Here is a 4,394-nt window from a genome sequence, read left to right as displayed (position 1 = left end):
TAGGATCCCGTCGTCGGCGGCGAGCCGACAGGATGTCAGAAAGCCGAACATGCTGGTACCGTTCTTGCGTAGGAAGAAGTCCACCATCCCGGTGCTGAACTCGTGGCGGCGCGCGGCCGGGACGCTGATAGCGTCCATTCCCTGGGACATGAGATGGCCATTCATCATGTAGCGCGCGGTGCGCTTGTCGCCGTCGTAGTAAAATTGTTGCAGCGAGCCGAAGAGAAAGTAGGCGACTGCTTGCTCGAACTCGTCGTCGATTTCGGTGGAGAGGAACTCCAGCCCCTGAGAGAAGATGCGGCGCAGGTTCCCGCCTCCGTGCTCGGTGGCGGGCGGTAGGTAGCGGCCGTGTTGTCCGAGGCTGACTCCAGGGGTGAGTGTCTCTCTGCCTTCGCCGCGGAAATGGCCTGACTCCAGTTCCTCGTCTCGAGCGAGCAGAAACTGGAGCCTGTCGGAGACCTCCTTGGACAATCGGAAATCGTGCGTTCTGACGAGCCGGCCGAGCTCGCTCGCTGCCTCGGCGAGGTTCAGGATCTGACGTTCGTCGCTGATCTTCCGTCCGCCGACGGTGATTCCGTCCAGCAGCGTCTGGACCTCGGGGTAGGTGAACGGGTTGCCCTCGAGCACCGCCGCGTCCCACACGTACTCCGGCAGCGACCGGTGGAACCGCCAGACGGCGCGCTCGACCGAGAATCGCGGAATATCCCGGCTCACCGCGGACCGATCCCAGGTGAATCCGAGGGCGCCCAGCATCGTCCCGCTCGTCGCCACGAATCGCACCTCCTCGGATCGTACGTGACCCGCACGTACCGCGAGCCATGCCGGTGATCCAACGATACGGCGGCCACCGGGATCTCAGAGTGTCCGGCAGGCCGGCCTGCCGGAGCTGGTTGGGTCACACGTCGAGTCTCGGCGATAATGCGGAGCGGAAACCGGCGGACGCCGTGCCGCGCGCCCGGTTCGTGCCAGGGCGCCTCCAGCAACGGCTGTGTCACGGACTGGTCGGGGACGGCGGCGACGATCCTGTCGGTCCGTTCGCGCTGACATCGCCCACCGGGCCGCTGACCGACGGTCCGCCGGCGCGGGAGGCCGCGAAAGCCCGGGTGGTGGCCGACCGGTGGCACGTCGGGTTCACCGACATCAGCGGCGGGCAGGGGATGCTCGGGCAGGTCGAGGGCCGCACGGCGACGACGTCGCGTACTGGCTCGCCAGCCAGCCAGCCGGCGGCCTGGCGTGACCGGGTCCGGTACGTCGCGGTCGACATGTGCACCGTGTTCGTCTCCGCGGTCCGCCGGTACCTGCCCCACGCCGAGCTGGTCGTCGACCACTTCCACGTCGTCAAACTCGCAGGCGACGCCATCGCGGAGGTCCGCCGCCGCGTCACCACCACGACCCGGGGCAGACGCGGACGCGACAGCGAGCCCGAATGAAAGATCCGTAACCTGCTGCGCCGCAACCCAGATCGCGGATTCGATGTTCTTCATCCGCCCCGTTCTTCATCCGCCTCGATGTCGATCTTGATGTCGGGGCGTAAAGCGGCTAGCCACTCAGTGCGATGAACCGCTTGAGCTTGCCTGTCGAGGCGTGCCGGGGGATCTGCTCAACGACGCTTACGCCGATGTCGGGATTCGTAAGTCCATACGGCCGCAGCGAGAAAGCCAGTGCCGCGGCTACCGCGGCGGTGTCGGGTGACCCGACCACGAGCACGTCCGCCCCGCTCGCGGTCTGACGCACCTGATACTCCGAGATCAGCGGGTCGGTACCCAGCACGTGCCGGAATGCGCTCGCCGGGACTATTCGCCGCCCGTAGCGGAAGTCGTCGTCACGCCGACCGACGATGTCGGCGACGCGCGGCATCGAACTGCCGCATACGCAGCGGCCGGGCCGCAGCGTGATCTCGTCACCGAGGTCATAGCGAATAAACGGGAACGTGCGCCCCGCGAGCCCGGTCGCGAGCGTGCGCGCCGCCGGCTCATCGGGGGCGACCGAGCGCCCGGCCGCATCGACCCGCTCGAGGATCACCTCGTCCTCGCAGATGTGAAGGCCGTCGCCGTGGCCGCAGCCGACCGCCTGGACGCCGATCTCGGTCGAGCCCCACAGGTTGTGGACGGGGGCACCCCAGGCGGTGTCGATCGCATGGCGGTCCTGTGCGCTGAGCGGCTCGGAGTTGGTGCTCACACGAACCGGCCGGATATCGAGCTCTCCCACGATCGCGGCCTGGGCGAGGCGGCCGATCATCGAGGCGTAGCCCACGAGATGGGTCGGCCGCGCGTCCGCCACCGCGTGCAGCACCTGATCGAACGGCGCCGCCGCCGGAATCACGACGGTCTGCATCGACGGTCTGGTCGCGACGTCGAACAACGGCGTGCTGGCGTGTGGCGGCTCGCCGGCCTCCACCACGGCCAGTCGCACCGGGCGGCCGGCCGAGCCGGAAGCGCGCTCGCCACGCGCCTGCCATCGCCAGGCGAGACAGGCGAGCGTGACGAACTGCTCCCAGTCCCATACGTAGACGCCGCGTACACCGCTTGAGCCGCCCGAGCCGAATACCTGGAGTCCCGCGGGCGTGTAGGAGAACCAGCCCTGCTGGGCCAGTACCCGCTCGGCGCCCGCACGGTCGATATCGGGCGTGGCGACGATCCTGTCCCATTCATCCTGGATATCCTGCTTGACCATGGCTGGCAGCCGTGCGAGGTCGTCGACCGTCGCCGTGGCCGGGTCGATGTCGGCCATCCGGGCCGCGTGGAACGGCGAACGCTCGCGTGCGAACCCCAGCAACGACCGGAGTCGTTCGGTGCGGTAGTGCTCGATTCGCTGGCGCGGCCACGCCAGCCGCGCCATATGGTCCTCGATCGCGGCCTGCACAGCGCTCAGGTGCGCTGCGCGCAGACGCTGGTAGGCCGCCTTGGGGTCCTCCCGGGACACGCACACAGTGTCGGCCACGAGCGGCGGTCACGCCAGCCGCGCGGCGGCGGCAGTGCGCCAGCGGCCGGCACCGTCAGGGCAATGGTTCGAAATAGCGTCGGGGCCAGTCAGGTGGAGACCGTCTCCATCGGGACGTGTAGAACGGCGAAGCGGGCCAGCCAGAACCGCGGTCTCGATCCCGGCAGCAGGCGGCCCTTGGCGCGGCAACGACCGGCCGCGGGATCTACAGACTGTCCGGAGGCAGGACAGCGCCGGTGAGCAGCGCGGGCGCGAGAACGCGGCCCAACTCCTCGGTCGACCGGATGATCGCGTGGTGCGCCGAGATCTTTTCGTCGAGCGCGTCGAGGAGATCGGCGATCGCGTGCTGTGTCTCCCACGGGGGCAGGGCGAGCGGGAGGTCGCCCAGGGTTCCGGCGGTGACGGTCGGAACTACGGCTCCGGTGACGCGCTGGGCCAGCCAGTCCTGGACCATGGGCTGGCGAAGGTAGTGGTTCAGATATCGGGGGAGTACCGCGGCATGGGGGCGCAGGAACAGGCAGGCGCCGCCGAGCAGCCAGCCGGTGTGTTCTGGACCGGCCAGGGCGTGGCGCCTACCGTTGCCGACCCGGGTGCACACGATGTCACCCTCCCGCAGGGCGTAGCGTTTCATCCGGTCCGCTGCCTCGGGCCGGATGGTGACACAGCCGTCGGCGACGATCCGGTCGTCCTGAATGCTCTTCGGAGTGACCATCCGGACTCCGTGGGAAGCACGGTCGGCGGGGCGGAAGGTCGCGCCGGACGGTCCGGCCTGCACCTGGCATGCGTCGCCGAGCAGGAGCCGGTGCCAGGTGTCGGGCACCGGGCCGATCAATGCGCTCACAGGTTCATCCATCTCAGGTATCGGGCGACCGTGGCGTCCGCGTCCGCGGCTCGGCGCTCGTGCCGGTCCAGGTACCGGGAGAGATCGCGCAGGCTGGCCGTGACCGCGTGGACGTCGATGCGGGTCGGGCCGGCGGCGACGTAAGGGCCCGGGGCGAGGCGGTAGGCCCGGTCGCGGATCTGCTCGGAGGTGGCCGTGGCGGCGAAGCCCGCGACCGCGCGGTACGTGCCGGGGCGGCTGCCCTTCCAGTCCTGGTAGGCACCGGTGATCCTGGCGACGTCGTCGTCGGTCAGGATCCGGTAGTCGCGATCGATGACGGTGCCGACCGCGGTGGCGTCGACGAAGAGCACGTCGCGGCGGCTGTCGCGGCTCGGCCTGCGCAGCACCCACAGGGTCGCCGGGGCGGAGGTCTCGCGGAACAGACGGCTGGGGAGGGCGACAACACACTCCACCACCCCGTCTTCGATCATGTTGGTGCGGATGGTCACCTCCGCGGGATTGTCGGTGGTTGCGGCGCTGTGGGGCATGATGACCACCGCGCTGCCGCCGTCGTCGAGGAGGAGGGCGGCGTACTGCAGCCAGGCGAAGTTGGCGTTGTGCCGGGGTGGTGGGC

4 protein-coding genes and 1 pseudogene are annotated in these 4,394 nt (G+C 69.3%); 1 reads left to right on the top strand and 4 read right to left on the bottom strand.

Annotation, left to right across the window (positions count from 1 at the left end; genetic code table 11):
- On the bottom strand, positions 1-771 hold a 771-nt coding region (locus tag CM1CMNOD_RS19465), incomplete at its 3' end, for a cell filamentation protein Fic (RefSeq protein WP_131774110.1).
- Positions 772-1,085: 314 nt separating this feature from the next.
- Between CM1CMNOD_RS19465 and CM1CMNOD_RS19460 the strand changes: the two are divergent.
- Positions 1,086-1,427, top strand: a pseudogene (locus CM1CMNOD_RS19460) (transposase); the annotation flags it as partial.
- A gap of 112 nt (positions 1,428-1,539) precedes the next feature.
- Here CM1CMNOD_RS19460 and CM1CMNOD_RS19455 read toward each other — a convergent pair.
- The 3 genes from CM1CMNOD_RS19455 to CM1CMNOD_RS19445 form a co-directional block, all read right to left on the bottom strand.
- Positions 1,540-2,928, bottom strand: coding sequence for a phenylacetate--CoA ligase family protein (locus CM1CMNOD_RS19455; protein ID WP_043607252.1), 1,389 nt, complete (start codon positions 2,926-2,928; stop codon positions 1,540-1,542).
- Positions 2,929-3,145: 217 nt separating this feature from the next.
- Entirely contained in the window at positions 3,146-3,781 is a 636-nt protein-coding gene (locus tag CM1CMNOD_RS19450) for a restriction endonuclease subunit S (RefSeq protein ID WP_013875301.1), read from the bottom strand.
- The coding region (locus tag CM1CMNOD_RS19445) for an N-6 DNA methylase (RefSeq protein WP_165490501.1) at positions 3,778-4,394 on the bottom strand (617 nt) is incomplete at its 5' end. The genes CM1CMNOD_RS19450 and CM1CMNOD_RS19445, both read right to left, overlap by 4 nt.

It is taken from the genome of Protofrankia symbiont of Coriaria myrtifolia (assembly GCF_900634755.1).
GTDB lineage: Bacteria > Actinomycetota > Actinomycetes > Frankiales > Frankiaceae > Protofrankia > Protofrankia coriariae.
Note: the sequence above shows the minus strand (reverse complement) of the source record. Positions and strands in the feature narration are given on the sequence as shown.